The sequence below is a fragment of the Amycolatopsis sp. NPDC049253 genome, from assembly GCF_040678995.1.
GTDB lineage: Bacteria > Actinomycetota > Actinomycetes > Mycobacteriales > Pseudonocardiaceae > Amycolatopsis.
The window spans coordinates 334,909-359,642 of record NZ_JBFAQX010000006.1 but is presented as its reverse complement, the minus strand read 5'-3'; the positions used below and the strand labels follow the sequence as shown (position 1 = coordinate 359,642).

The 24,734-nt window shown below is 70.6% G+C and carries 25 protein-coding genes and 1 pseudogene; 13 read left to right on the top strand and 13 right to left on the bottom strand.

Annotation, left to right across the window (positions count from 1 at the left end):
- The first annotated feature begins 31 nt into the window (after positions 1-31).
- Both AB0K15_RS17430 and AB0K15_RS17425 read left to right on the top strand, forming a co-directional pair.
- On the top strand, positions 32-1,021 hold the full coding sequence (locus tag AB0K15_RS17430) for an ArsR family transcriptional regulator (protein ID WP_364050722.1): 990 nt from the start codon (positions 32-34) through the stop codon (positions 1,019-1,021).
- A gap of 104 nt (positions 1,022-1,125) precedes the next feature.
- Positions 1,126-1,686: a M15 family metallopeptidase gene (locus AB0K15_RS17425; protein ID WP_364050719.1), complete on the top strand. Its 561-nt coding sequence runs from the start codon at positions 1,126-1,128 to the stop codon at positions 1,684-1,686.
- Here AB0K15_RS17425 and AB0K15_RS17420 read toward each other — a convergent pair.
- A complete protein-coding gene (locus AB0K15_RS17420) occupies positions 1,683-1,922 on the bottom strand; it encodes a hypothetical protein (RefSeq protein ID WP_364050716.1) in 240 nt (79 codons plus the stop codon). The genes AB0K15_RS17425 and AB0K15_RS17420 overlap by 4 nt on opposite strands.
- A gap of 303 nt (positions 1,923-2,225) precedes the next feature.
- Here AB0K15_RS17420 and AB0K15_RS17415 point away from each other — a divergent pair, with 303 nt between their 5' ends.
- Positions 2,226-2,756 (top strand): DUF4232 domain-containing protein, encoded by a 531-nt coding sequence (locus tag AB0K15_RS17415; protein ID WP_364050713.1) that lies wholly within the window; start codon positions 2,226-2,228, stop codon positions 2,754-2,756.
- Between the two features lie 78 nt (positions 2,757-2,834).
- On the top strand, positions 2,835-3,716 hold the full coding sequence (locus AB0K15_RS17410) for an ion transporter (RefSeq protein ID WP_364050710.1): 882 nt from the start codon (positions 2,835-2,837) through the stop codon (positions 3,714-3,716).
- Positions 3,717-3,930: 214 nt separating this feature from the next.
- Here the strand turns inward: AB0K15_RS17410 and AB0K15_RS17405 are convergent, their stop codons facing one another.
- Positions 3,931-4,638 (bottom strand): NUDIX domain-containing protein, encoded by a 708-nt coding sequence (locus AB0K15_RS17405; protein WP_364050703.1) that lies wholly within the window; start codon positions 4,636-4,638, stop codon positions 3,931-3,933.
- Positions 4,639-4,850: 212 nt separating this feature from the next.
- Here AB0K15_RS17405 and AB0K15_RS17400 point away from each other — a divergent pair, with 212 nt between their 5' ends.
- From AB0K15_RS17400 to AB0K15_RS17390, 3 genes are all read left to right on the top strand, one after another.
- A complete protein-coding gene (locus AB0K15_RS17400) occupies positions 4,851-5,738 on the top strand; it encodes a 5'-methylthioadenosine/S-adenosylhomocysteine nucleosidase (RefSeq protein WP_364050700.1) in 888 nt (295 codons plus the stop codon).
- Positions 5,735-7,909, top strand: coding sequence for a hypothetical protein (locus AB0K15_RS17395; protein WP_364050697.1), 2,175 nt, complete (start codon positions 5,735-5,737; stop codon positions 7,907-7,909). The genes AB0K15_RS17400 and AB0K15_RS17395 overlap by 4 nt, the downstream gene beginning before the upstream one ends.
- 237 nt (positions 7,910-8,146) lie before the next feature.
- A complete protein-coding gene (locus AB0K15_RS17390; protein WP_285972495.1) occupies positions 8,147-8,374 on the top strand; it encodes a hypothetical protein in 228 nt (75 codons plus the stop codon).
- A gap of 13 nt (positions 8,375-8,387) precedes the next feature.
- On the opposite strand, the gene AB0K15_RS17385 is transcribed toward AB0K15_RS17390, so the two are convergent.
- Positions 8,388-8,822, bottom strand: coding sequence for a cupin domain-containing protein (locus AB0K15_RS17385; protein WP_364050694.1), 435 nt, complete (start codon positions 8,820-8,822; stop codon positions 8,388-8,390).
- Complete coding sequence (locus AB0K15_RS17380) at positions 8,819-9,346, bottom strand: molybdenum cofactor biosysynthesis protein (RefSeq protein ID WP_364050691.1); 528 nt, start codon at positions 9,344-9,346, stop codon at positions 8,819-8,821. The genes AB0K15_RS17385 and AB0K15_RS17380 overlap by 4 nt, the downstream gene beginning before the upstream one ends.
- A gap of 115 nt (positions 9,347-9,461) precedes the next feature.
- On the opposite strand from AB0K15_RS17380, the gene AB0K15_RS17375 reads away from it, so the two are divergent.
- Positions 9,462-10,241, top strand: a complete 780-nt coding sequence (locus AB0K15_RS17375) for a hypothetical protein (RefSeq protein WP_364050688.1) — start codon at positions 9,462-9,464, stop codon at positions 10,239-10,241.
- Here the strand turns inward: AB0K15_RS17375 and AB0K15_RS17370 are convergent.
- From AB0K15_RS17370 to AB0K15_RS17345, 6 genes are all read right to left on the bottom strand, one after another.
- The gene (locus AB0K15_RS17370; RefSeq protein WP_364050685.1) at positions 10,207-10,434 is read right to left on the bottom strand and encodes a hypothetical protein; all 228 of its coding nucleotides are present in this window, start codon (positions 10,432-10,434) and stop codon (positions 10,207-10,209) included. The two genes, AB0K15_RS17375 and AB0K15_RS17370, sit on opposite strands and share 35 nt — an antisense overlap.
- 166 nt (positions 10,435-10,600) lie before the next feature.
- Positions 10,601-11,950 (bottom strand): ricin-type beta-trefoil lectin domain protein, encoded by a 1,350-nt coding sequence (locus AB0K15_RS17365; protein WP_364050682.1) that lies wholly within the window; start codon positions 11,948-11,950, stop codon positions 10,601-10,603.
- A 389-nt stretch (positions 11,951-12,339) separates the two neighbouring features.
- Positions 12,340-13,728, bottom strand: a complete 1,389-nt coding sequence (locus AB0K15_RS17360) for a GH1 family beta-glucosidase (RefSeq protein ID WP_364050679.1) — start codon at positions 13,726-13,728, stop codon at positions 12,340-12,342.
- Positions 13,729-13,730: 2 nt separating this feature from the next.
- The gene (locus tag AB0K15_RS17355) at positions 13,731-14,576 is read right to left on the bottom strand and encodes a carbohydrate ABC transporter permease (RefSeq protein WP_220244166.1); all 846 of its coding nucleotides are present in this window, start codon (positions 14,574-14,576) and stop codon (positions 13,731-13,733) included.
- On the bottom strand, positions 14,573-15,559 hold the full coding sequence (locus AB0K15_RS17350) for a sugar ABC transporter permease (protein WP_364050676.1): 987 nt from the start codon (positions 15,557-15,559) through the stop codon (positions 14,573-14,575). The genes AB0K15_RS17355 and AB0K15_RS17350 overlap by 4 nt, the downstream gene beginning before the upstream one ends.
- Positions 15,556-16,869: an ABC transporter substrate-binding protein gene (locus tag AB0K15_RS17345; protein ID WP_364050673.1), complete on the bottom strand. Its 1,314-nt coding sequence runs from the start codon at positions 16,867-16,869 to the stop codon at positions 15,556-15,558. The genes AB0K15_RS17350 and AB0K15_RS17345 overlap by 4 nt, the downstream gene beginning before the upstream one ends.
- 179 nt (positions 16,870-17,048) lie before the next feature.
- On the opposite strand from AB0K15_RS17345, the gene AB0K15_RS17340 reads away from it, so the two are divergent.
- The gene (locus AB0K15_RS17340; RefSeq protein WP_364050670.1) at positions 17,049-18,077 is read left to right on the top strand and encodes a LacI family DNA-binding transcriptional regulator; all 1,029 of its coding nucleotides are present in this window, start codon (positions 17,049-17,051) and stop codon (positions 18,075-18,077) included.
- A gap of 20 nt (positions 18,078-18,097) precedes the next feature.
- On the opposite strand, the gene AB0K15_RS17335 is transcribed toward AB0K15_RS17340, so the two are convergent.
- The 3 genes and pseudogenes from AB0K15_RS17335 to AB0K15_RS17325 form a co-directional block, all read right to left on the bottom strand.
- Complete coding sequence (locus AB0K15_RS17335; RefSeq protein WP_364050934.1) at positions 18,098-18,487, bottom strand: hypothetical protein; 390 nt, start codon at positions 18,485-18,487, stop codon at positions 18,098-18,100.
- Positions 18,488-18,560: 73 nt separating this feature from the next.
- Positions 18,561-18,617: pseudogene (locus AB0K15_RS17330) on the bottom strand (hypothetical protein); the annotation flags it as partial.
- Positions 18,618-18,777: 160 nt separating this feature from the next.
- Positions 18,778-19,176 carry a hypothetical protein gene (locus tag AB0K15_RS17325; RefSeq protein ID WP_364050667.1) on the bottom strand — a complete coding sequence of 133 codons (399 nt, stop codon included), beginning with the start codon at positions 19,174-19,176 and terminating at the stop codon, positions 18,778-18,780.
- A 126-nt stretch (positions 19,177-19,302) separates the two neighbouring features.
- On the opposite strand from AB0K15_RS17325, the gene AB0K15_RS17320 reads away from it, so the two are divergent.
- From AB0K15_RS17320 to AB0K15_RS17305, 4 genes are read left to right on the top strand one after another with little or no spacing between them, the layout of a single operon-like run.
- The gene (locus AB0K15_RS17320) at positions 19,303-20,835 is read left to right on the top strand and encodes a hypothetical protein (protein WP_364050664.1); all 1,533 of its coding nucleotides are present in this window, start codon (positions 19,303-19,305) and stop codon (positions 20,833-20,835) included.
- Positions 20,832-21,359, top strand: coding sequence for a hypothetical protein (locus AB0K15_RS17315; protein WP_364050661.1), 528 nt, complete (start codon positions 20,832-20,834; stop codon positions 21,357-21,359). Before AB0K15_RS17320 ends, AB0K15_RS17315 begins: the two co-directional genes overlap by 4 nt.
- Positions 21,343-23,838, top strand: coding sequence for an Hsp70 family protein (locus tag AB0K15_RS17310; protein ID WP_364050658.1), 2,496 nt, complete (start codon positions 21,343-21,345; stop codon positions 23,836-23,838). Before AB0K15_RS17315 ends, AB0K15_RS17310 begins: the two co-directional genes overlap by 17 nt.
- Positions 23,838-24,731: a hypothetical protein gene (locus AB0K15_RS17305; RefSeq protein WP_364050655.1), complete on the top strand. Its 894-nt coding sequence runs from the start codon at positions 23,838-23,840 to the stop codon at positions 24,729-24,731. The genes AB0K15_RS17310 and AB0K15_RS17305 overlap by 1 nt, the downstream gene beginning before the upstream one ends.
- Positions 24,732-24,734: the final 3 nt, after the last annotated feature.

Genomic DNA, 24,734 nt, shown 5'->3' with positions numbered 1-24,734 from the left:
TGATGTAGCCGAGTGCTACATACTCGGTGAGGTGGCGGACATCGTCGAGGTGGGCGTCGCCGAGCTGGCGGCGACGCGGTTCGCCGTGTCGCCGTTGTCGGAGACGGTGGCGGCGTTGCTGCAGGTCATGGGGCGCACCCGGGGGCCGCTGCACCAGCCGTGGCTGCGGTGGGTGGCCGACGAGCTCGCGCGTGAGCCGCTGGACGTGCCGCTGGCCTGGGCATTGCTGACCGCCAAGGGGCTGGGCTGGCCCAACTTCCTCGTGCCTGCTCCGCCGCACGCGACCAGCACGATCGACGACGATCTCGCCCTGCTCGGGCGCACCGCGGCGCGGCAGGTGCGGGCCAGCATTTCGCGAGTTTTCGGGGACGATCCGCCGCCGCTTGTCGCGGAGTTCGCGGCGCGTCCGGCGGCGGGGTTGCGGGTGCTGGCGGACGAGTTGCGCGTGGCCTACGAGCGGCTGGTGGCGCCGCATTGGCCGCGGATCCGGGCCGTGCTGGACGCTGACGTCGTCCACCGGGCGCGGCAGCTGACGGCCGGTGGCGCGGAACGGCTGTTCGCCGATCTGCACCCCGAGCTGAGCTGGTCGGCCGGCCGGCTGCGACTGTCCGGGACGGGCCGGGACGTGGTCGTCAACCGGGGGCCGGGTGGCCTGGTGCTGATGCCGGTCGTGCTCGGTTCGCCCGACGTGCTGATCAAGCGCAACACCGCCACGCAGACCACCGTGCGGTATCCGGCGCGCGGAGTCGGTGCATTGTGGACGGTCGGTGCCGCTCCGGCGGGGGACGCCCTGGTCCGGCTGCTCGGCCGGGCGCGGGCGGAGCTGCTGGAAGCCCTGCGCTCGCCGGCGACGACCACGGATCTGGCGTTGTCGCTCGGTGTCTCGCCGAGCGCGGTGTCGCAGCACCTGCGGGTGTTGCGCGAGAACGGCCTGGTCGCGGGGCGACGGTCCGGGCGTTCGGTGCTGTACCTGACGACTCCGCTCGGCGAGGCGCTGCTCGGCCGGCGCGCTGTTACGTGATCCTGCGCAGCTGTTACGCGGCGCGGACATTCGCCTGACGGTCCGGGGACACGCTCGTTGCACCGTGGTCCGGGTGATCGTCGTGGGGTCGTCCGGGAGTGGAAATGCCTGAAATCCGTGCCAGGTTCGTGCTGTTGCTGCTGCCCGCGGTGCTCGTCGCGGGGTGCTCGACGGCGGCGGCGGAGTGGCCGGCGGGCGTCGCCTCGGGTTCTTCCGACCCCGACACCGATCCGGCGCAGGGCGGGATCCCGTCGGGGCAGGACCTCACGCCGTTCGACACGAGCTACCCGGCCGTGTCGAAGCTGGACCCGGACCTGTTGAAGGCGGTGCAGCAGGCGGCGACGGACGCGCGGAGGCGGGGGATCGAGTTCAAGGTGACTTCGGGCTGGCGGAGCAAGGCGTATCAGCAGCGGCTGCTCGAAGAGGGGATCCAGAAGTACGGGAGCCTCGAAAACGCGCGTCAATACGTGAACACGCCGGAGAAATCGACGCACGTTTCCGGCAAGGCGGTGGACATCGGCCCGACCGACGCCGACGACTGGCTCATCCGCCACGGCGCCGACTACGGCCTCTGCCAGGCGTATTCCAATGAGCTCTGGCATTTCGAGCTGCTCACGACGCCGGGTGGCACGTGCCCGGCGCCGCTGCCGAACGCGGCGGGCTAGCTTTGCGCGGTCCGGTTTTCCGCGCCGCGGCGGCGAAACGTGTCGATCAGGAAACACGCGATGGGGTCGCCGCCGCGTTCCGGGGTGCCGAAGCCGGGTCCCGGCGGGGTGACCACACGGCCGTTCTGGGTGGTGAAGGCCGTGCCGGTGGCCGACGCCGTGGCCGGCACCGCCTCGAACGCGAGCGAGCCGCCGATCACGGCCAGCGCCGCGACCCCCTTGCCGATGGTCCTCATCCGCTCCTCCTCGGGTTCGTGACACCGAGCTTGGCATGCGAATTCGTCACCGGTCAAACGGGTTACGTGTGAGGTAATACTTCGGTCAGGTTCCCGGCGCGCAGTCATCCTCCCGCGACGTTCACTACCTGGTGGACGCCTGCGGTCACTCAAGGTTGCTTCCGTGGGGGCAATCCCACTTCAGGCGGTAATCCGTACGTGGTGTGGGCATATTTCGAGTGAGCGGGCTCGACCGGTGAATGAATCACCGGCGGCCGCGCTCCGCGGCGGATCGTCCGCTCGCCTACAGGGAGGAGCCATCCCATGACCAGCACTCTTCGCCGGGCCGCCACCGTCACCGCTCTGGCCGGCGCGGCCGCCGCTTCCGTCGCGTTCCTCGGCGCGGGTACGGCCTCGGCCATGCCCACCGACTTCCGCTGCACCGCGGCGCAGGTCGACACCACCATCGTCGCCGGCGACCCGGGCACCGGGCAGCGCTACGCGAACGTCGTGTTCACCGCGAAGCCCGGCGAGTCCTGCAACTTCCAGGGCGCCCTGCCGGTCTCGTTCACCGGCGCCGACGGCGTCACCGTCACCCCCGAGGCCGGCTCCTCGGACGCGCCCCTGGTCACCATCGCCGATGGTCAGCAGGCCACGATGCTCCTGCACTGGAGCGGCATCGAGGCGCCCGAGCAGCAGGTCCAGCCCTCCGCCGTCACCATCACGGCCCCCGGCACCACGACCCCGCGCGGCGACACCAGCGACCCGCGGATCACGCTGCCGTGGGACCAGTCGCCCCTCGACGCTTCCGCCGAGGCCCACGACGTCACGGTGGGTCCGGTCGTCGCCGCCTGACGCCGGGGCTCGTCGCACGGCCCGCGGAGTGCTGACGTGCCATCATCGGGCCACGCGGCGTCGATTCCTGGAGATGGCATGACCACCACCGGCCGGCGGGAGGCCGAGCTCAACAGCGGGATCCTCCCCGGCAACGTGCACGTGGACGACTGGGTGATGTTCCTGCTCGCGGTCGTCTCCGTCGGGGGCCTGGGCTACCTGCTGCTCGGGCCCCCGCCACCGGCGCAGCTCGACGCGTGGTTCTTCGGCGTCGACTGCGTGGTCTGCGGCATCTTCCTGCTCCACTTCCTCTGGCGGTGGCGCAAGGTGGCCTGGCGCATGGCCTTCCTCACGCGCAACTGGTACGAGGTCTTCGCGATGATCCCGGTCGCGTACCCGCCGTTCGTCGCGCAGCACCACGTGATCGCGGGGCTGCTGCTGCTCATCCGCATCGGCCGCGCGGCCGACCGGGCCGTCGGGGAGCAGTTCTTCTACCGCCTGGTCGAGAAACTTTCCGACCCGATCGTCCGCGCCATCAAGAAACCCGTGACGATCGCCGTGCTGGATGAGGTCGTCAAGGTCCTCGAGACGGGCAACTACCCGGAGAACCTCGCGAAGTCCCTCAGCGAGAACAAGGTGGAACTCCGGGCCATCATCACGGAAAAACTCGCGGCCGACCCGCAGCTCGGCCGCCTGCGCCGCCTGCCCTTCCACGACGAGATCGTCCGCGCCGCCGTCGACGCGTCCTTCCGGGTCCTGCTGGAGGTCCTCCTGGACCCCCGCATCGACGACTTCTTCTCCGCGGTGGTGAGGGAAAACCGCGAACAGATCCGCCGCGCCGTTTCCCTCGGCCTGAACGAGGTGGACGACTCCCCGGACGAAGGCCTGCTCCGCACCCGGCCGCAGCGGACTGCGGCACGGGAGTACGACCTCAGTCATCCCCGTCCGGAACCGACCAAGCCGCCTGAGAAGCGGCGGTGACCGGGGGCGGCTGCTGAGGCGTGGCCGTGTTCAGCGTGCACCCGGTCAGCACGCCGCCCAGCGTCGCACCGGCGGCGAAAGCGAGGGTGACGGCGCGGACGGCGTAGCCCGCCGAGCAGTGGATCTCCATGTCGGCCCCATTCATGTCATTGTGACGATTATGGGATCCACGGTAGGCCTGACCACCTTTAACGTCAAGGTGACGAGAATTGCGTCAGGAGCTGCGCAGCATCGCGGGGTGCAGGATGGTGGCCGGGCCGCGCCGGAACACGGCCGCGGGGCGGCCGGCTTGGCGTGACACCCGTTCACCGGTCGGCACCAGAAAGCCCGGCACACTCATGATCTTGCGGTGGAAGTTGCGGGGGTCGAGGGTCTCGCCCCAGACGATCTCGTAGACCTCGCGCAGGTCCGTCACGGTGAACTCGGGACCGCAGAACGCGGCCGCGAGCGTGGTGTACTCGAGCTTGCTCCGCGCGCGTTCCACGGCATCGGTGATGATCTTCTTGTGGTCGAACGCGACCGTCGCCCGCGGCCGCAGCACCTTGTCCACGGGCATCAGCACCGCCTCGCTCGCGTCTCCGCCCGCCGCGGGCTCCGGCAGGTTCGGCGAGAAGCCGAGGTAGCACACGGTGATGACCCGGCGACGCGGATCGCGCCCCGGCGTCCCGTAGGTGCGCAGCTGCTCCAGGTGCAGATCCTTCGCGTGCAGCCCGGTCTCTTCCTGCAACTCACGTGCTGCGGCGACGTCGAGGTCTTCCTCGGTCGAGGCGAGGAATCCGCCCGGGAGCGCGAGCATCCCCTCGTAGGGCGGGATTCCGCGCTTCACCAGCATGATCTGCAGTGCTCCGTCGTGAACCGTGAGCACTGCGAGGTCCACGGCGACGGCGACTTCGGGCAGGGTCCAGCCCTCGTCGTCAGGCATCGTCGGCGCGTTCCGCGGCGTCCGGGCGAGTGTCCATAGTGCACAGTGTAGCTGTCGGGAAAATATTCGTCTTATTGACGAGAATGCACCCCGCGGTCTACCGTGCAACTTGCACTCATCACCTCCCGCCGCCGACCCCGCCCGACCGGGCCGCCGGCCACCCCGTGCTGCCCGGGAGGAATCGCCATGACGGAACGAATCGGAGCGACCCCATGATCGTCATCCTCACCGCGCTGGACATCGAGTACGGCGCGGTCCGTGCCCGGATGACCGGTGTGGAGCAGCGCAGCCACCGGGCCGGCACGCTGTTCGACGTCGGCACGCTCGACGACTGGCCGGGGTGCACCGTGGCCCTCGCGGTCACGGGCATGGGCAACATCACGGCGGCGGCGCTCGCCGAACGGGCCGTCGCGGAGTTCTCGCCGGCGGCGATCCTCTTCGTCGGTGTCGCGGGCAGCCTCCGCGAATGGCTCCAGCTCGGCGACGTGATCGTGGCGGACAAGGTCTACGCCTACCAGGGCGGCCGCAGCGTCGACGAAGGGCTCCTGAGCCGGCCGCGGGCCTGGGAACTGTCCCACCGCGCCGACCAGATCGCGCGCTCGCTCAAGCGCGACGGCACGTGGAGCCGTTCGCTGCCTGCGGAGGGCCAGGGCAACACTCCACGTGTCCACTTGGGACCGATCGCGGCCGGTGACGTGGTGCTCGACTCCACGCTTTCGGACGTCGCGGAGCTGTTGCGCAAGAGCTACAACGACGCCGTGGCCGTGGAGATGGAGAGCGCGGGCCTGGCGCTGGCCGGTCACCTCAACGAGAACATCCCGGCCGTCACGATCCGCGGCATCAGCGACCACGCCGGCGGCGAAAAGGACGGCACCGATCGCGAAGGCTGGCAGGGGCCGGCTTCCCGCAACGCCGCCGCGTTCGCCGTCGCGCTGGCCGCCGCCCTCGACGACGGACGCAACGGTGAAGGCCGGCCGAAGGAGGATCCGGCGGTGCCGCCGAGCGCGGGGCCGACGATGATCGCGCGTGACAATGCCCGCGTCGGCCAGCAGATCGAGGTCAACCACGGCACCACGAACTTCGGCGGAGGGCAGTGGTGAACTTCGCTCCCGGCCAATCAGGTCCGGTCGCGCAGGGCAACGCGCACGTGGACCAGCAGATCGGCGTCAACTTCGGGGAAACCACGTTCCACAACAACGGAACGTACTACGTCAACCAGGAAGACCCGCCCGAAAGGAAGTTCACGGTCGCGCTCAACCACCTGCGGGGCGGAACCGCGCGTGCCGCCGAATCGATCTTCGCCGACCTCCTGCGAAACGGACACGCCAGCACGCGGATCGCCTACTACTACGCGCTTTCCGTCTTCAGCGAGCGCTCGCTGAACGAGATGGGCGACGAAATGTACTCGCGGTACCGGGATGCGAACCGCACGGCGGCGCGGTTCCCGGACGACGAGTGGCGGGCCGCGCTCGCCGTGGTGGCCGATCTGCTCTCGTGCGTGTGGCGGCAGGAAAGCGGGGAGCCGCTCGACCAGGCCGCGTTGACGAAAGCCATCGACAACTTCAACGCCTTGCCCGTCGGCCGCCAGATCGAGATCACCCGGCACCTCGACATGATGCTCGGCGGCGCGATCCAGGACCACCTCGACGTCGTCGAAGCCCAGCGCGTGGCGCAGGCACGGCTGGGCGGTGGCCGAGCCAACCGCGCGTGGAAGTTCTTCGAGCCGACTCCGGCCAGACCGAGGCTCCTCGGCGTTGCGCCGGTGAACGTTCCCACGGCTACTTGGGCGCGGATCTGGCTGGGGGTCGCGGCGTTCGTGATCGCGGTGATCGTGGCGCTGTCTTCGATCGGTTCGGGGAACACGGCGCTGGGGTTGGTCGCGCTGGTCGTTTTCGGTGCCGGCTTCGCCGGTGCCCTGCGATTCGGGCTCGAGCAGGAGGTCCGGGCGAGGAAGCTCGCGTGGCTGGACGCCGAGCACGGGTACACGTTGCAGCGACAGGCGATGGTGTCGCCGGGGCACTGGGTCTCGACCGACTTCGTCCGGCAGATCCACGAGCAGGTGGACGCGCGGTTCTCCGAAGCTCGGCCGCACGTCGAAGGTCAGTGGCAGGCGGCGACCGAAGGGGTTCGCGAGTACCTCAAGTGGCGCTTCGTCACCCTCTACGGAAACGCCCAGGTCAAGGCACCCATGGTGAACTGGCTGATCCGGTGGCACGCGAAGCGCGTCGCGGACGGCTGGCTGACCGGCACGAGGTTCGGCTATCGCGCGGGCTTGCTGCCGTCCTCGCGAACGGTTGCGCTGTTCCGCGTCGGTGTCGCGGCTGCGGTCGCCGGATTCGCGGGCATGGCCGCTTCCCAGGCCGGGTACGTCGGCGGCGCGGTCTTCGCCGCGGTCGGCGCGTTCCTCGCGTGGCGTCCGGTCGTGCAGGTCTACGCCGCGCGGCAGCTGCACGCGGAGCAGGAAGCGGCCGGCCGGCGGTTGTTCGCCGAGGAACAGCAGGGCTACGACGCTTGGCTGGCGGTGCTCGCGGATCGGCCGACGGACGCGGAGATGGCCGTGTGGCTGGACCTCGACAAGTCCCACCTCAAGACCTCGGCGCTGCGCCGGGCTTCGCTCGCGAACCGTGACGTGGTCGCGCACGTGGTTCTCACCGAAGGCGATCCCTCCGCGCTCCGCGCCCGGGAAGCCGGTGGGCCGATGCGGTACTCGAAGTACGTGGTCCTCGTGTTCCTCCTGACGCGCAGCGGGGTGCGGGAGGTCGAAGTGGATCTCGACTTCCTGAACGCGAACACCCACGACGAGCGGCGGACCTCGTTCCGGTACGACGCCCTGGCGTCCGCGCGGGTATCCGAGGTCGGCGTGCGCTACGCGGACAACAAGCGCTACATCGTCCGGTCCGACGACACCGCCGCACACCTGGACAAGCACACCCTGCGCAAACGGGCGTTCCGGCTGCGCCTGCTCGACGGGGACGACATCTCGGTGGTCGTCGAGACCTATCGCCGGCAGGTCGACGTGACCGAGCAGGAGGACGAGGCCCGGCTCAACTCCGTCGCGCTCGAGGCGTCCGGCATCGTCGGTGCGCTGCACGTGCTCGAAGCCGTCGCCGCCGAAGGCCGGGACTGGATCGCGCGGGAGCAGGAACGCCGTCGGCGCCGGTCGGAGGACTGGCGGCGTGCCTCCGGACCGAGGTTGCTCGCCGACGGGTTGCGTGACCCCTTCGGTGAAGACGGCCCGGAGGCGGGACCGGAGGTCCCCGAGCCACGGTGACCCGGGGGAGGGAAACCCGGGGGCGGTCTTCGGGCCGCCCCCGGGCCTCGGCCGGCGGTGCCGTCAACCGCTGAACGAGTGCTGCACGCCCGGGCCCGGCCGACGGACGGGCGGGAGTACGCTTAAGTCCCTCGTTGTCGTTGCTGCACAAGGGTTGTGTTGGCGCGGACACGAGGTGTTCCGAGCGTTTCCGAGGCAAGCTGGGGTGCGTCGGGAGCCGAGTCGCGGGTTGGAGACGTGAACGTGGTGGATAGCGGGCAGCAGGTGCAGCCGTGCCGACGGCAGGAGTGCTCGGAGGACTCGCTGTGGCGCGGGCTGTGCGCCGCGCACTGGAGCCGGTGGCAGCGTGGCCTGGACGCCCTCGAACTGCCCGACGACGACGTGCCGCCCCCGCCCGCGCAGGTGTGGTGGCCGCCGGAGCGCCAGGCGTTGCCGTTGAGCAGCCGGGTGCTGCCGGGGTCCTGACCTCGGCGGAGGATCAGCTCTCGTCGGCGGGGACCTCCACCTCGGCCCACAAACTGGGCAGGTTCACCACGATCCCCTCCTGGCTGCTGCGCGCGATGATCACCACGGCGTCCTCGCCCGTGGGGTTCTCCTCGCGGTGCGGCACGTACGGCGGGACGAACACGTAGTCGCCCGGCGAAGTCTCCAGGCGGATCTCCGAAGGGCCGTCCGCGAAGACGAACACAGGGTGGCCCGACTTCACGTAGATGGCGGTCTCGGCCTCGCCGTGGTGGTGGTCGCCGGAGTTGGTGTGGGGCGTGACGTGCGTTTCGCCCATCCAGACCTTCTGCGAGCCCACCGTTTTGCCCGAGATGGCTTCGAGCCGGCGCATCCCGGTCGTCTGGTTGGTGTCCCCGGTCAACGAGCCGCCGCGGATGTGGCGCAACGGCTGGTGCCACTGGTCGGTCATCGGGCCTCCATTGCTGATTCCACCACCGTAAGACGAGCCGGCCCCACCCGCAGCACACCGTCGTCGAGCGGGACGCAGCGGACGCCGCCGCGACCGCGCAGGCCGCGGAAGGCGCCCAGGCCGACGGAGACGTCCATCCAGGCACACGGGTTCGCCGGGCGGCGGGCCTGGAACCGCACGGGGCCGTCGCCGCTGTCCAGGGAGAACACGGCTCCCGGACGGGTGCGGGTGGCGGCGAGGTCGTCGACGCGGAAGCCGCGCAGCACGATGTTGCGGCGCGTCAGCAGCGGGTCCACCGGGCCGAACGCGTCGAGCGCCGCGACGTCGAACACCGTCACGGCGGCGTCGCGGTGGGCGGCGTGGTTGAAGTAGCGGTCGCCGACCAGGCCCAAGCCCGCGCGCACTTCCACGCACGAGCGCGACACTGGCCCGGGGTCCGGCCGCGGGCCGTCGGACGGGCGCCCCTCGAACGCGTGCACCGGTGAGGTCAGCAAGGAAACGATCTCCACCTGCGTGCCGTCCACGGCCCCGACCCTACCCGCGCCAGGATCACACGCCCTCCGGGTGCATCCGGGAAAAGGACAACCGGGATCAAACGGTGGTAGCGTCTTCCGCCACCAAAACACGGGGGAGACTGCCGTGAACTGGTACGACCGCGTTTTCGTCGACACCGGCCGCGCCGCCGCGATGTGGGCGGTGGTCGGGTTCCTCGTCACGTTCGGGGTCGTGCGCGGCATCACGCGCCGGATCCGCGCGAAACACCGCAAGCCGAACGCGAAACGCGGCCTGATCGGCGACATCCACATCGGCGGTGTCCACGTGCACCACCAGGTGTGGGGCATCCTGCTCGTGCTGGTCGTCGGCGCGCTCGAGTTCCGGTTCTCGCCCGACGCGCCGTGGGGCGAGATCCTGGCCGCGCTGTTCGGGGTGGGCGCCGCGCTCGTGCTCGACGAGTTCGCGCTCTGGTTCTACCTCGACGACGTCTACTGGGCCGAAAACGGCCGCAAGTCCATCGACGCCGTGCTCATCGGCGGTTCGCTGGGCATCCTGCTGCTGCTCGAAGCGTCGCCGATCGGCGAGACGCGTGGAGAGTCGGCGATGTGGTCCTACCTGGTGGGCATCGCCGTGCACCTGGTCACGGCACTGGCCTGCCTGCTCAAGGGCAAGCTCGCCACGGGCGTGCTGGGTGTCGTCGTGCCGCTGATCGCCCTGGTCGGCGCGCTGCGGCTGGCGAAACCCGACTCCGCGTGGGCCCGGCGCCGCTACTCCGGGCGCAAGCTCGACCGGTCGCGCCGGCGGTTCGGGGCTCGCTACACCGCGCGCCACAACCGCCTGCGGGACCTCTTCGGCGGAACGCCGACCCCGGACCTGAACGAGAAACCCGTCAGCGGGAACGCGGGATCCGGCCGTCCGCACTGAGCAACCGCTGCAGCCGCGCGCGAGCCATGCGGTGCAGCATCTCGCCGAGCTCCTCCGTCGCGATGCGGCCTTCGAGGTCCCGCCGCGTCGCGCGCACCACGTCCGCCACCGTCGTGGCGGGCACCCGTCCCGAAAACTCACCGGTCAACCAGACGCCGACCTCTTCCACCGCGTCGTGGCACTGAACGGTCATCGTTTTGCCTCGCTTCTGCTCGTGAGCCGGCCCGACGTGGATCCGACGACCGACCTCGCGAGCCATGACGGCAAAACGCGAAAAGTTCTTCAGAACAAGAAAAACCGGTGGGGAGCAAGGAAACTGCTCCCCACCGGCTCGGTGATACGGGGTGAAAATCACTGACTCAGAGCGACCACGACTGGTTCGAAGCTCCCGTGCAGGTCCAGATCTGCAGCTGCGTGCCGTCGGCCGAGCTGGGCCCGGTCGCGTCGAGGCACTTGCCGGAGCCGGTGTTCACGAGCTGGTTGCCCGAATGCGTCCACTGCTGCGCGGCCGTGCCGTTGCAGTCGTAGAGCTGCACCTTCGAGCCGTTGGCCGTGCCCGCCGAGGCGACGTCCATGCACTTGCCCAGCGCCTGCAGCGTGCCGCCGGTGGAGGTCCACTGCTGCGCGTTGGTGCCGTTGCAGGTGTAGAGCTCGACCTTGGTGCCGTTGGCGGAGTTGGCGCCGGCGACGTCCACGCACTTGCCGCCGTAACCCGTGATCTGCTTGCCGCCGGTCGGCGGCGGGGTGGTGCTGCCGCCTCCGGTGATGGCGTTGAAGATCCGCGAGTACGCGTAGCCGGTTGCCCGGTCGTAGTCCTGCAGCTCCCAGAACGACAGCTCCTGCACACCGTTCTGCGCGGCGAACGTCTCCAGCTGCTGCGCGTCCGACTGGCTGAACTGCGCGCCGTCGTCGTTGCGCCCGGCGATCGGCGTGAGGCCCATCTTGGCGTAGGCCGCCGACGTCGAGATGCCGTAGAGGCTCGCGAGCTGGCCCGCGGCCGTGCGGGCCGAGGCGAGCGCGTCGCCGAGCACCGGCTGGCCGTCGTAGAAGTCCATCACCATCAGGTTCACCACGCTGACGTTGAGGCCCTTGTTCTTGGCGTCGCGCAGGATGTCCATCTGCGTCGAGCCGAGGCCGCTCGGGTCGACGGCGAGGGTGTAGTCGACCTGCACGCTCGGGTTCTGCTGCTGCAGCGCCGCGAGCGCGGAGTTGCGGCGCGCGTTGGCCGCGGTGTCCTTGATGGTGTCTTCTTCGATGTCGAAGTCCAGGCGAGGTGTGCCGTACGTGTTGACCACGTTGGCGTAGGCCGCCGTGAGGCTCGAGGTGTTCGTGCAGGTCTGCGCGATCTCACCGCCGGCGGCGCCGCCGAACGACGGGATCACGTTGCCGCCCGCGGCCTGCAGCGAGCTGATCTGCGACTTGAACGAGCCGACACCCGTGCCGTTCGCCTCCCACAGCTGGTTGCAGCCGGACGAGGGCGTGAGGAACGCCAAGGTGTAGAACTTCGTGCCGGTCGCGTTCATGTCGGCGGCCATCTGACCGATGTCACCGTCGCTGACCTGCAGGTACGGGGCGGAGTAGTGGGCGGGGAAAGCCGCGCCCGCGGCCGGGGCGGCCTCGCTCACGGCGGGGCTGACGGTGGCCAGGGCGACACCGGCCAGCACGGGCAGAGCCGCGGCAGCCAGCGTTCTGAGTTTCGAAATGCGCATTCCGTGAACTCCAGGGGGACGGGGAGAGAGAATTGCGCGCACGATTACCCGCGTCCGGCCGAATTTGCAAAAACGGCAGGACCGAGTACGGGCGGGCAATTCCGGAGAAACGGTGGGGGACCGAATTGCCAGCCACTTCGTGCGTGTTGTGAAGAAAGTTATACCGGTCGTCCCAGTCCTTGGCAACGGGTTGCGGAGCGATCACAGCAGGTCATGGCGGCGTCCTGTCCGACAGGTTCAGACCAGACCGGGCCAGTGGTGCGCCCGGTGTTCGGGTGTGTGAACACCGGTCGTCCTGTTTGTCGCATTGGTCTCTTTGGTTGTTCCGGTGAATGAAGCTTTGCGCTTTCCGGGTGAAACGCATTCCGGCTGGGGAAAGCCGGGTCGATTCACACCGCCCCGCGCGCGATCACTTCCGAGTACCACTGTGCGCTGCGCTTGGGTGTCCGCCGCTGCGTCGCGTAATCCACGTGCACCAGCCCGAAGCGCTTCGCGTACCCCTCGGCCCACTCGAAGTTGTCCAGCAGCGACCAGTAGAAGTAGCCGCGCAGGTCCACGCCCTGGGCCAGCGCGTCGTGCGCCGCGCGCAGGTGCGCGTCGAGGAACGCGACGCGGTCGGTGTCGGCGATCTCGCCGTCGTGCAGCTCGTCAGGGTAGGAGGCGCCGTTCTCCGTCACGTAGAGCGGCACCGGCCGGTAGTCGCGGTGCACCTGCAGCAGAGACGCGGTGAGCCCGGCCGGCTGCACCTCCCAGCCCGAGTCCGTGAGCGGCGCCGCCGGATCGGGGACGAAGTGCACGTCGGCCGCGCCGAGCCATTCCGAACCGGCGGGTGAGCTGCCGGGCCGAGGAGAACCGGCGACGCGGTAGCCGCGGTAGTAGTTCACGCCGAGCCAGTCGACCGGCGTGGCGATCACGGCCTCGTCGCCGTCGCGCACCACGTCCGCGAACCCGAACGGCGCGAGGTCCGCCACCACGTCGGCCGGGTAACCGCCGCGGAGCACGGGGTCGAGGAACAGCCGGTTCTGCTGCCCGTCGACGCGCCGTGCGGCGTCGGCGTCCTCAGGCGAGGCCGAGTCCGCCGTGACCGGGTACAGGTTGAGCGTGATCCCGGCCGGCACGCGCGGGGCGTCGCGGCGCAGCACGTCCATCGCGAGCCCGTGGCCGAGCAGCAGGTGGTGGGTCGCGGCGGCCGCGGCGGTGGCCGAGACCCGGCCCGGCGCGTGGATCCCCTTCGCGTACCCGAGCATCGCCGCGCACCACGGTTCGTTGAGCGTCGACCAGCTCGCCACGCGATCGCCGAGCACGCTGACGATGGTCTCCGCGTACTCGGCGAAGCGGTAGGCCGTGTCGCGCGAGGTCCAGCCGCCGAGGTCCTCCAGCCGCTGCGGCAGGTCCCAGTGGTACAGCGTGGCCCACGGCTGGATCCCCGCCGCCAGCAGGGAGTCGACCAGCCGGTCGTAGAACGCGATGCCCCGCACGTTCGGCACGCCGTCGGGCCGGATCCGCGGCCACGCCAGGGAGAACCGGTACGCGCCGAGGCCCAGCGAGCGCATCAGCTCCACGTCCTCGCCGGCGCGCCGGTAGTGGTCGGCCGCCGGCTCGCCCGTGTCGCCGCCGCGGATCGCGCCCGGCCGGGTGGCGAAGGTGTCCCACACGGACGGTTCGCGACCGTCCACAGTGGTCGAACCCTCGACCTGGAACGCCGCCGTGGCGGCGCCCCAGACGAACCCGGGCGGGAACGCGAGCCCGGTTCCGGTGGCCTGTGAATCTACGGACATGGTCACCCTTTCACGGCACCTTGCATGATCCCGGCCACGATCTGGCGGCCGAGCAGGAGGAAGACGATGAGGATCGGGATCGTCGCGAGCGTGGTGCCGGCGAGCACGAGCGAGTAGTCCACGTAGTAGCCGCTCTGCAGCTTCTCCAACGCCACCTGCACGGTCGGATTGCCGACGTCGAGCACGACCAGCGGCCACAGGAAATCGTTCCAGGACATCATGAACGTGAACATCGCGAGGATCGCCGCCGCCGGGCGCACGGCCGGCAGGCACACGTTCCAGAAGATCCGGATCATGCTGCAGCCGTCCACGCGCGCGGCCTCGATGAGCTCGTACGGCACGGCGTCCACTGTGTACTGCCGCATCCAGAAGACACCGAACGCGGTCACCAGGTTCGGCACGATCACCGCCTGCAGCCCGCCGGCCCAGCCGAGCTTCGACATCGCGATGAACAGCGGGATGATGCCCAGCTGCGTGGGCACCGCGAGCGTCACCACGATGAACACGAACAGCGCGTTGCGGCCGCGGAAGCGCAGCTTGGCGAAGGCGAACCCGGCGAGCGAGGAGAACAGCACCGTGGTGAGCGTGACCGTGCCCGACACGATCACGCTGTTGGCCAGCGCCTTCCAGAACGGCACGGTGTCGAACACCCGTGCCGCGTTGGCGAAGAAGTTCCCGCCCGGCAGCAGCGGCGGCACGCGTTCGGTGAGCATGCCGTTGTCGCGGCTGGCCACGAGGAACGACCAGTAGAACGGGAACAGCGAGCCGAGCACGAACACGGCCAGCACCCAGTAGGTGGCCTTGCGCGGTTTGCCCAGCCGGCTCACCCGGGTGGTCAACGTCGTCATGCGCCCCTCCGCTTCGGGGTCCGGGCGATCCGGCCGGTGAGCAGGTAGTTCAGGCCCGCGATGACCACGATGATCAGGAACAGCACCCACGCGATCGCCGACGCGTAACCGAGGTCGAAGTTCTCGAACGCCGTCTGGTACAGGTACAGCGTCACCGTCTGGAACTGGTGGGTGGAGCCGCCGTTGTTCGAGCCGGGCATGGCGTCGAACAGCTTGGGCTCGGTGAAGATCTGCAGCCCGCCGATCGTCGAGGTGATGGTGACGAAGATCAGCGTCGGCTTCAGCAGTGGCAGCGTGACGTGCCGGAACCGCCGCACGGTGCCCGCCCCGTCGATCAGCGCCGCCTCGTGCAGCTCCTTCGGGATGGCCTGCATCGCCGCCAGCACGATCAGCGCGTTGTAGCCGGTCCAGCGCCAGTTGACCATGATGGCGATGGCCACGTGGCTCGCGAGCCGGTTGGCCTGCCAGTCCACAGGGGACAGTCCGATGGTCTGCAGGAGACCGTTCACGAGGCCGTACTTGGGCCCGAACAGGTTCGCGAAGATGATCCCGAGCGCCACCAGGCTCGCCGCGTACGGCAGGAGGATCCCGACCCGCCAGCCGGTCGCGCCGCGCAGCCGCGTCGAGAGCAACGCGGCCAGGAGCACGGCGATGATCAGCTGCGGCACGCTGGAGAGCAGGAAGATGCTGACGGTGTTCTCCAGCGAGTGCCAGAACTGCGCGTCGGCGAAGAGCTCCTTGAAGTTGTCGAGGCCGATGAAGTCGGGGTTGTCGTCGCCGGCGTCCCAGTGGAACAGCGACACGTACGCGGTGTAGAGCAGCGGGAACAGCCCCACGATGCCGAAGACGATGAAGAATGGCGCCACGTAAAGGTAAGGCGACGCCTTCACGTCCCACCTGGACAGCCGGTCGCGCAGCCCCGGCCGGGGTGCGGGTCGCCGCACCCCGGCCTGCGTGCCCTCGCGCGTGACGGTGGTCGTCACCGCGCGAGCTTCTTCGCGCCGTCCACGAGCTGCTGCCAGCCGTCGGCCGGCGACTTGCCCTGCTCCACGGCCTGCAGCGCGGGAGCCGTCACGTTCTCCTGGATCTGGCCGTCGTTCGGGCCCTTGTACTGCGGCTTCGCGACCTTCTTGGCCTGTGCCACGAACAGCTCGCCGATCTTCGCGCCGCCGAAGTACGCGTCGGTCTGGTTCAGCAGCTCGGGGCTCTCCAGCGCCTTGACCTGGCTCGGGAAGGTGCCCTTCGCCTGGAACGCCTTGAGCTGCTGCTCCGGCGCCGTCAGCCACGCGGCCAGCGCCGCGGCCTCACGCGGGTGCTTGCTCTGCGTCGGCACGGTCAGGTACGAGCCGCCCCAGTTGCCGCCCCCGCCGGGGAACGCGTCGGTGACCGCCCACTTGCCCGCGTTCTCCGGGCCGGCCTGCTCCTTGACCACGCCGAGCATCCACGCGGGACAGACCTTCGTGGCGAACGCGCTCTGGCGGAAGCCGGAGTTCCACTCGTTGCTGAACGCGGTGAGCTTCGCCGACTCGCCCTTCCCGACGGCGTCGGTCACCTTCGCCCACGCGTCCTTGATGCCCTGGTTGGACTCGACGGTGAGCTTGTCGTCCTTGTCGAGGTAGCCGACGGGCAGCTGGTTGACCATGGCGTTGAAGTTCTGCGCGGCCGAGTCGAACCACGCCTTGCCGGTCTTCTGCGCGTACTGCGCGCCCGCGGCGAAGTAGCTGTCCCAGGTGGCGAACATCGCCTTCACGGACGCGTCGTCGGTCGGCAGGCCGGCCTGCTGGAACAGGTCCTTGCGGTAGCACATGGCGTCGGGCCCGATGTCCGTGCCGTAGCCGATGAGCTTGCCGTTCTTGTCCTTGCCGGCTTCGTACTTCCACGACAGCCAGCGGTCCGGGCTCGCGTCGGCCGGGCCGATCTGGGTGAGATCGTAGAACTTCGACGACTTGCTGAGGATGTCGGAGAGGTGGCCCTCCTCCACGGCCTGCACGTCGGCGAGGCCGGAGCCCGCCGCGAGCTTGGTCATCATGTCCTGCGCGTACGGGCCGCCCTGGCCCGTCTTGCGGTGAGTGATCTTGATGTTCGGGTGCAGCCGCTCGTACTCCGGGATCAGCGCCTCGTAGCCGAACTCCGTGAACGTGGCCAGCGTGAGCTCCACGTGCTCGTTCGGCCCGGCCGCCGCCGGGATGTCACCGCCGCTGCTGCTGCTGCCGCCACCACCGCACGCCGCCACGGCGAGCGCCGTCATCGTGATGCCCAGCGTGAGTGCCAGGCCTTTCCGGAACGTTGTCACCGTTGTCAACACCGTCAGCCCCTTGAAGGTCGGGTTCTGGGAGCGCTCCCAGACGGTTGACGAGTCTGGGTCGACTGGAGTTCCATGTCAAGGGTGGTTATCGGAGTGTGCCCTTCCGGGAGCGCTCCCTGATTCGTGCGGCTAAGCTGTCCGGCGATCACAAGTGGAGGGGTGGTGCAGTGGCGGCTCGGTCCGAGGACGAGCGCCCGACGCTGGAAGACGTCGCGGCGTTCGCCGGTGTGTCGCGCTCCACCGCTTCGCGGGCGCTGAACGACGACACCTACGTCAGCGCGCGGTCGCGGGAAAAGGTGCTCGCGGCGGCGCGCGATCTCGGCTACTCGCCGAACCAGGCCGCGCGGTCGCTGGTCACGCGGCGGACGGGTGCGATCGCCGTGGTGCTGTCGGAGCCCGAGGCGCGGCTGCTCGACGACCCGTACCGCACGGCCGTGATGCGCGCCGGCTACCGCGAGCTGGCCGACGTCGGCTGCCAGATGGTGCTGATCTTCAGCGACACCCGCGAAGACCTCACGCGCACGGTGCGCTTCCTCGAAGGCGGGCACGTCGACGGGGTGCTCGTCTTCGCGCCGCACCGCGCCGACCCGCTGCCCCGGGCGTTGCGGCTGCTGCGCGTGCCCGTCGTCTTCGGTGGCCAGGCGGCCGACCTGCGCCGCGGCGTGCACGTGGTCGACTTCGACAACGAGGGCGGCGCGCGGCTCGCCGTGCAGCACCTCGTGTCGGCGGGCCGGAGCCGCATCGCGACCATCGCCGGCCCCCAGGATCAGGGCGCGTCCATCGACCGCCTCGCGGGCTGGCGCAAAACCCTCGTCGACGCGGGCCTCGACCCGGCGGATCTCGTCGAGGAAGCCGACTTCACGCTCGCCGGCGGCGCCCGCGCGATGGCTTCGCTGCTCGACCGCGTCCCCGATCTCGACGCCGTGTTCGTGGCCAGCGACATGATGGCCGTCGGGGCCCTGCGGACGCTTTCGTCGGCCGGACGGTCCATCCCGGACGACGTGGCCGTGGTCAGCTTCGACGACAACGCCACGCTGGCGCCCGAGATGACCCCGCCGCTGACGTCGGTGCACCAGGACCCGCGCGAGCAGGTGCGTGCGATGGTGGAGACGTTGATGAACGTGCTCGACGGTCGGGAACCCCCGCCGCGCCGGCAGATCCTGCCGGTGTCGCTGACGGTGCGCGAGTCGAGCTGAAGTCCGTCAGGGGAAGAGTCTCACCGGCGGGTCCAGCCCGGGGCGAGCGTCCACGGTTCCACCGACGCAGAGGCGTTGAGTGACAAGCACTTCCGGCTGTCCGTCGTCGGCGCGCCCGAGCCGACCTGGCTGCGCCGCCGCCAGAGTCCGTCCACGTCTGCCGCTGCCTGACCTTGCTGCGCACCCGCTCGGGACACGGACAGCGAGTAGTTCACGTGCCCGGGCGCGAGGTGGCCGGGAGTGTCCGAAAGGGACGCGGCGGGCGGCGGACCGGCCGGCGAGGTCTCGTGGCCGAAGCGGCCCGAGGGTGCCAAGGGGTGCCGGGCACGGTGCCGACCCGCGCGCAGGGCGGCGGCGACGGCGTCTTCGAGGTCGGAGCCCCCGGGTCGGTCCGGCTGGTCGGCGTCCACGAGGGCCGTCCTTCATCCGGCGCCGGAGGGTGGCCAGGGCGCGGTGGGCAGTCGACTCGACGGTGCCGGGCGGCAACCCGAGCGTGCGCGCGATCTCGGCCTCGCCCGGATCGCGGTAGTACCGAAGCACGCGCGTTGCCGCGGCGGCAGCCGGTCGATCGGGCCGAGCGGCTCGCGGTGGGTTTCGGCGGTGAGTACGTCGCTGTCGGCGGGCGGCGCGGCGTGCGGACGCAGCTTCGCCAGGTAGCGCAGCACCGTGCCGCGCCGCCGCAGCGCCGAGCGCGACCGGTTCACCACGGCGCGCCGGAGGTAGGCGACGAGGTGCTCCTCGCCATCAACCTCCGGGCGCGGCCGCAGCAGGCTTCGTAGCAGTCCTGCACTGTGTTGTCTGCCTGGGCGGAGCCGAGGCAGACAACAGAGCACCGGTCGACGTCCACCTGGCGGCGCGCCTTGTCCGACGCCGCCGTGGCGCCCGCATTCTTCGCCGCGGTGAGGTCCTGACCGGCGCGGTCGAGGTCCGCCTGCGCGTCCAGCAGGTTCCGGCTGAGCTTCGCGGCCTGACGCGAGTACTCGCGGTACTGCGCGAGGGGAGTCGGTTCGGGGACGGCCGAAGCCGGAGTCTCCGCGACCCCGGCGACGACCACCGCCACCGCCCAGCGGCGGCCGGCCCGGCTCTTTCTGGTGCTCATGCCGGGTATTACGCGTTCGGTGCTTCGAGGCTCCACCGGCGTCCGGTGACCTGGGTCACGTCGGGACGGTGGCGGCAAGAGAACGATCGGGACCCCTCCCGGCGGTCCCGGCCTAACTTCTGCGCCATGGGTGCGAACGAGAGCCGCGGGCGGGTCGCGGCCGGGCGGTTGCGGGCGATCGCGACGCCGCAGCTGTACCGGCGCAACCCGTTCCGGATCACGGGGCTCAACGCGACGGCGTCGCGGCGGGCCGTGCGCGAGCAGCGGCTGCGAGTGCTCGGTGCGCTCGAAGTCGGCGGCGCGCGGCCGCCCGGGGTGCCGGCCGACGCGACGCCGGAGGAGATCCGCGGCGCGTTCGACGCGCTCGGCAACACCGAGCACCGGTTCGTCGACGAGCTGTTCTGGACCTGGGGCACTCCCGAGGACTGCGGGTGCCCGCCGCAGCTGCACCACAAGCACGACCTCGCCGTCGCGGCCCACGCCGCCGCGCTCGAGGCCGAGACCGAGCACGCCGAGGACCACCCGGCGCCGCTGTGGGACGAGGCCGCGCGCAGCTGGGCGATCACGCTCAGCAGTGAGGCTTTCTGGAGCCACCTCGCCCACCGCGTGGCGAGCCTCGGCGACCGGCGGCTCGACGAGTCCACTGTGGAGGGTATCCGCGGCGCCCTGCCCGGCGCGCTCGTCGCCCCGCTCGTGGCGCTCACGGCCGAGTCGAGCGAGCCCCACCGGCTCGTGCGGTACCTGCCGCTGTTCGGCGGCGACAAGCACACCGTGGCCGACGCCCGCAGCGAAGCCGCCGAACCCACCTACCTGCGCCTGGAAAACCTGCTCAAGGAGCTGCGCAAGCTCCTTGAGGAGGGCAAGGCGCGCACAGCGGCCGAGTGTGCGCTCGCGGACCTCCCCGTGCCCCTCGACCGGCTCGAAGGCCTGGTGCCGCGCAAGGACTTCCGGCGCACGGCGAGCGTCACCGAAATGGCGGCGGTCTCACTCAACAACATCGGCGTCGCACTCACCGATTCCGCCGGCGTGCCCCACGGGCTGGTGAAGGACGTCTTCGCCCTCGCGACGCGGTACACCACGGACCCGGACACGCTCGCCACCGTCGAGCGCAATCAGCAGAGCGCCCTGGGCGCCGGCCGGGTCAACGCCCCCGTCGACGTCGGGCACCTGTGGAACACGGTGACCGGCCACATCAAGCGCGGCCGCTACCGCGACGCGACCCTCGTGCTGAACAAGATCATCGAGATCTCACCGCGCTCCGAGGACCGCGAAGAGGCGCGCCGGATGATCGTCCAAATGCGACAGCTGCAGGACGGCGGGCCACCACGGCGCTACGTCTCCGCGCCACAGGTGGTCCTGGCGCTGCTCCACGTGGCCTTCGGCGTCACGCTGCTCGCGACGCTGCTGACCTCGCCGTTGCTGCCGGTGTTCCTCATCGGCGTGCCCGGCCTGGTCGGGGCGCTCGGGCTGGCCACCGACGCGTCCGTCGGCCGCGGGCGGGTGCCGGGCCTGCTGGTGACCGACGCCGTGGCCGGCCTCGTGCTGTGGCTGGTGGATTCGACCGGCACGCCGATCCCCGCCTGGATCACGGTGGTGACCGCGGTGCTGCTGCTCGTGGTGGGGACCGTACGCGTGCGCACGGAGAGGACAAGGGCGTGACCAAGACCGAAGACCGGCGCCAGCGCCGGCACCACAGGGAGTTCCGCATCGGGGAACCGTTGTGGGGAGCGGAGGAACGGGCGCGGCTGCGGGAGCTCGCCGGCCAGGTCTCGGCCCTGCTCGCGGCCACGAAAGGCCCGGCCGGGGAACCCGAGGGGCCGCCGCTGTCCGAATCGGACCTCGCTGTCGCGGCGACGGCGTTGTGGCGGGCCCGCAAACGGCTCACCGGCGTCAAGGAGCGCTCCGCGGTCCAGGCGAGCCGGCTCCTGTCGATGAGCCACGATGCGCTCGACGCGGCCGGAGTGCTGATCCAGGACCACGACGGAATGCCGTTCGATCCCGGGCTGGAGCTGGAACCAGTGGACTTCCAGGACGAACCGGGGCTGACGTCGGAGCGGGTGGTGGAGACGATCCGGCCCTCGGTCTACCTGGCCGGGCGGCGAATTCAGATGGGGCAGGTCGTCGTGGGGCGCCCGGTCGCCCTCGGCACTACGGCGGAGGACGCTGATGCGGGACACCATTGATTTCGGCATCGACCTCGGCACGACGAACAGCGCGCTCGCCGTGCTGGACGGCGGCCAGGTCTCGGTGGTCAAGAACAACGAACAGGCCGATTACACACCCTCGGCGGTCTGGATTCGCAAACAGGGCCTGATGCAGGTGGGTGCGGTCGCGAAGCGCAACATCGACAGCGACCCGGACAACATCCACGTCGAGTTCAAACAGGCCATGGGCTTCGCCGACGCCCAGCGGCACTTCCCCCGCTCCGGGGCGTCGATGACTCCGGTGGAACTGTCCGCCGAGGTGCTCAAGTCGTTGCGCGGCGACGCGGCGAGCAGGTTCGGCGAACCGCCCGCGGCCGCGGTGATCACGGTTCCCGCCGCGTTCCGGCTCAACCAGACCGAAGCGACGAGTGAAGCGGCGAAGCTCGCCGGCTTCACCGCGCCGTGCCCGCTGGTGCAGGAGCCGACTGCGGCTGCCTTCGCGTACGGCTTCCAGAACGAGAGCCGAAGTGGCTACTGGATGGTGTTCGACTTCGGCGGCGGCACCTTCGACTCGGCTGTGGTCAGCACGGTCGACGGTGAGCTGTCCGTGCTGCACCACGCGGGCGACTTGGGGCTCGGGGGCAAGAACATCGACCTGGCGATCGTCGGCAAACTGCTCGCGCCCGCGGCGGCTCGTGAGCTGCGGCTGGCCGACTTCACCGCCGACAACCCTCGGTGGCGACGCAACTTCCACGCGCTGAAGGACGCCGCGGAGACGGCGAAGATCGCGTTGTCGCGGGCCGAACGGACCGAAGTGGTGGTGGACCTCGACCGCGGCGACGGCGAGAAGGAGCTGTTCGAGTACACCCTGCAACGCGGGGAGACCGAACACCTCGCCATGCCGTTCTACCGGCGTGCGGTGGAGCTTTGCCGCACGGCGCTGGGCCAGGCGAACCTCCACCCGTCGGACATCGACCGGCTGCTGCTCGTCGGCGGCCCGACGCTGGCGCCCGGCCTGCGCGAGCTGCTCGCCGATCCGGCCGACGGCCTCGGCATCGAGCTCGACCACAGCCAGGACCCGAGCACGGTCGTGGCGCGCGGTGCCGCGATCTACGCCGGCACGGTGGCGCTGCCGCGCGCCAAGGTCGTGCCGAAGCGCGGCGAATTCTCCGTGGTCCTCTCCGCCCCGACCACGACGAGCCTGCCGTCCGTGCCGGTTTCCGGCCGGTTCGAGACCCCGGGTGGCGCCGACTGGAGCCGCTTCCGCGTCTCGTTGAGCGATCCGACGCGGAAGCCGGCGTACCGGACGGCGCAGATCGCCTTGGCCGCGGACGGCACCTTCAGCGTCGACGTGCTGCTCGCCGAGCTGGCCACGAACCGGTTCGAGGTGGAGCTGATCGACCCGACGGGGGTGCGGGTGCCGGTGAACCCGCCGGGGTTCACGATCACCCACTGGACGAACGAGATGCAGGGCCAGACCGTGGTCAACAGCGTCGGCCTGACCGAGGCCGACGGCACGTTCACCCCGATGCTGATGAAGAACCAGCCGCTGAAGGCCGAAACCACGCAGACCTTCTTCACGACCGCGAGCGTGCACCGCGCCGATACCGGCTCGGTGATTCGCATCCCCATCGCGGAGGGCGAGTTCCGCCGCGGCGAGCGCAACAAGCAGGTCGGCCTCATCGAGATCAAGGCCCAGGACGTGCGCCGCGACCTGCCGCGCGGCAGCGAAATCGTGATGACGTTCGAGATGGACGAGTCTCGGCTGGTCTCGGTGACGGCCTTCGTGCCCTACCTCGACGAGTACTTCGAGGCCGTCGTGGAGCTGGGCAGAACGACGGTCCCCGAGGCGCCGGCGTTGCGCCGCCAGCTCAACGAGCTCGAGGCCCGCCACGAGCAGTTGCGCTCCGAGGCCGAGACGGCGCACTCGGACCGGGCTCGCGGCCTGCTGATGCGGCTCGACGAGCGGGGCACGGTCGCGGCGGTCCGGGAAGAGGTCACCTCCAGCGCGACCGACGAGGGCGCGGCGGTCGCGGCGGAACAGCGGATGCGCGAGGTTCAGGCCGAACTCGACGACATCGAGGAGGAACTGCGCATCCCCGACGTGATGGCCCGGCTGCGGGACCAGATCGAGCACTGCCGGGAGCTCGTCCAGCGCGTCGGCTCCGAAGAGGACCGCACCGAGCTGGCGACCATCGAGCGCCTCTACGAGACCGCGCGCGACAGCCGCGACGCCGCGGCCGCCGAGCGCGTCTCCGACCGCGCCACGGACCTCCAGGTGGTGCTGCTGCGGCGCGACGGCTCGCTCGACGAGGAGATCTTCCGCGCCCTGCGCGCGGCGCAGGACCGGATGACCGAGCCGGCGCGCGCCCGCGAGCTCATCCGCGAAGGCGAGCACGCCGTCAACACGAGCAACTGGCCGGCACTGACGGACGTCAACCGCCGGCTGCGAGCGCTGCTGCCGCCCGACCCCCGAGGTGAGCCCGGCCCCGGCATCCTGCGTCAGGAGCGTTCGTGATGACCGTGTTCAGCGGGCTTTCCCAGGAACTGACCCTCGCGGAGGCGGCCGACCTGGCCCGTCTCGGTGAATACGCGGCCGCCGCGGAGCTGTTGCAGCGCGAAGCCACCGACGACGTGACGCGCCTGGACCTGCTGGCCCGCGTCCACGCCCAGGCCGGTGATCTGGCGCAGGCCGACGCCGCGTGGGCCCGGGTGCTGGAGCTGGCGCCGGAGTTCGAGTCCGCGCTGGGGGGACGGCGGCTGATCGCGAAGATCCGTTCGGGGCGGCTGCGCAAGCGCCCGATCGGCCGGCGGCTCGCGGCCGCCGGTGCGGCGGTGGTGGTCGTGGCCGGGGTGGCCGTGATCGTGGCGACGCTGTCGTGGTCTTCCCCGGACCCCGCGCCGACGGCCGCACCGCCCGCGACGACCAGCCCCGCCGTGCAGGCCGAGCTGGACCGGTTGCACGCGTCGCAGTCGCAGGCGGCGGAGCAGGAGCAGAGCCGGCAGCAGAAGCTCACCGCCCTGGCGGCGCACCTCGGCGGCGACGGCGTGCAGGTCACGACCGGCTCGGCCGTCACCGTCACCTTCGACGAAGGCCTTTTCGGCCCCAACGCGATCAGCCCCAGCGCCGACGGCCGGCGTGCGTTGCAGAGGTGGGGCGCCGTCCTCAAGGGACAGGACGTGCGGGTCACCGTGATCGGCCACGGCGTCGCCGTGCCGGGCGGGCCGGCCGCCGGCGGCTCGTCGACCGCACTGGCCCGTGCGGCTTCCGCGGCCCGCGTGCTGGCGACGGCGAGCGGCCTGCCGCTCACGACGTTCGCGATCACCAGCGCCGACCAGGCCACGCCCGTGCACGAGGGCACGGACGCGGCCGCGAACCGGACGGTGACGCTGGAGGTGACCCCGCGTTAGGAC

Excerpts from the sequence above, each read along its gene's own strand:
- AB0K15_RS17425 (WP_364050719.1), top strand. The coding sequence starts at position 1,126 with ATGCCTGAAATCCGTGCCAGGTTCGTGCTGTTGCTGCTGCCCGCGGTG.
- AB0K15_RS17420 (WP_364050716.1), bottom strand. The coding sequence starts at position 1,922 with ATGAGGACCATCGGCAAGGGGGTCGCGGCGCTGGCCGTGATCGGCGGC.
- AB0K15_RS17415 (WP_364050713.1), top strand. The coding sequence starts at position 2,226 with ATGACCAGCACTCTTCGCCGGGCCGCCACCGTCACCGCTCTGGCCGGC.
- AB0K15_RS17410 (WP_364050710.1), top strand. The coding sequence starts at position 2,835 with ATGACCACCACCGGCCGGCGGGAGGCCGAGCTCAACAGCGGGATCCTC.
- AB0K15_RS17405 (WP_364050703.1), bottom strand. The coding sequence starts at position 4,638 with ATGCCTGACGACGAGGGCTGGACCCTGCCCGAAGTCGCCGTCGCCGTG.
- AB0K15_RS17400 (WP_364050700.1), top strand. The coding sequence starts at position 4,851 with ATGATCGTCATCCTCACCGCGCTGGACATCGAGTACGGCGCGGTCCGT.
- AB0K15_RS17385 (WP_364050694.1), bottom strand. The coding sequence starts at position 8,822 with ATGACCGACCAGTGGCACCAGCCGTTGCGCCACATCCGCGGCGGCTCG.
- AB0K15_RS17370 (WP_364050685.1), bottom strand. The coding sequence starts at position 10,434 with ATGACCGTTCAGTGCCACGACGCGGTGGAAGAGGTCGGCGTCTGGTTG.
- AB0K15_RS17365 (WP_364050682.1), bottom strand. The coding sequence starts at position 11,950 with ATGCGCATTTCGAAACTCAGAACGCTGGCTGCCGCGGCTCTGCCCGTG.
- AB0K15_RS17360 (WP_364050679.1), bottom strand. The coding sequence starts at position 13,728 with ATGTCCGTAGATTCACAGGCCACCGGAACCGGGCTCGCGTTCCCGCCC.
- AB0K15_RS17355 (WP_220244166.1), bottom strand. The coding sequence starts at position 14,576 with ATGACGACGTTGACCACCCGGGTGAGCCGGCTGGGCAAACCGCGCAAG.
- AB0K15_RS17325 (WP_364050667.1), bottom strand. The coding sequence starts at position 19,176 with ATGAGCACCAGAAAGAGCCGGGCCGGCCGCCGCTGGGCGGTGGCGGTG.
- AB0K15_RS17320 (WP_364050664.1), top strand. The coding sequence starts at position 19,303 with ATGGGTGCGAACGAGAGCCGCGGGCGGGTCGCGGCCGGGCGGTTGCGG.
- AB0K15_RS17310 (WP_364050658.1), top strand. The coding sequence starts at position 21,343 with ATGCGGGACACCATTGATTTCGGCATCGACCTCGGCACGACGAACAGC.
- AB0K15_RS17305 (WP_364050655.1), top strand. The coding sequence starts at position 23,838 with ATGACCGTGTTCAGCGGGCTTTCCCAGGAACTGACCCTCGCGGAGGCG.